Annotated in this window: 1 protein-coding gene; it reads right to left on the reverse strand. The window is 52.9% G+C overall.

The window, feature by feature from the left end; genetic code table 11:
• A partial coding sequence (locus DJ75_RS19360; protein ID WP_141211984.1) for a pentapeptide repeat-containing protein occupies positions 1 to 862 on the reverse strand: 862 nt, incomplete at both ends.

Genomic DNA, 862 nt, shown 5'->3' on the forward strand with positions numbered 1-862 from the left:
GGAAACTCAGCTTCAGAGAGGTCGGAATCAGGAAACTCAGCTTCAGAGAGGTCGGAATCAGGAAACTCAGCTTCAGAGAGGTCGGAATCAGGAAACTCAGCTTCAGAGAGGGAGGCATCGGGAAACTTGGCTTCAGTGAGTAAGGCATCAGAAAACCCGGCCTTGTAGAGGGAAGCGTCGGAAAAATTGGCTTCAGAGAGGTCAACACGGTAAAACTCGACGAGTCTGAGGTCAGCATCGGGAAACTTTGCGTGTCGGAGGTCGGCATGAGGAAACTCAGCGTATTGGAGGTCGGCATCGGGAAACTTGGCCTCAGAGAGGTCGGCACGTGGAAATTCAGCGTATTGGAGGTCGGCATCGGGAAACTTGGCCTCAGAGAGGTCAGCATGAGGAAACTTAGCTTCAGAGAGGGAGGCATCAGGAAACTTGGCTTTAGAGAGGGAGGCATCAGGAAACTCGGCTCCAGTAAGCAGGGCACCGGAAAAATCAGCCTTGTAGAGGGAACCTCCGGTAAACTCGGCTCCAAGAAGGTAACCACGAGGGAACTCGGCGTATTGGAGATAGGCATCGGGAAATTTGGCTCCAAGGAGGTCAGCATCAGGAAACTCGGCGTTTCGGAGGTCAGCATCGGGAAACTCGGCTTCAGAGAGGTCGGCACGATGGAACTCGGCCTCGTAGAGAGAGGCATCGGGAAACTTGGCTTCAGAGAGGGAGGCATGTGTAAAATACACATCTCGGAGGCCACCATCCGAGACATGAGCTTGAATGAGGTCATCTGCTTGAAAATTAGCTTCAGAGAGGGAGGCATCAGGAAACTTGGCTTTATAGAGGGAGGCATCAGGAAACTCGGCTCCAGTAAGCA

The sequence above is a fragment of the Halorubrum sp. Eb13 genome (assembly GCF_002252895.1).
Lineage (GTDB): Archaea > Halobacteriota > Halobacteria > Halobacteriales > Haloferacaceae > Halorubrum.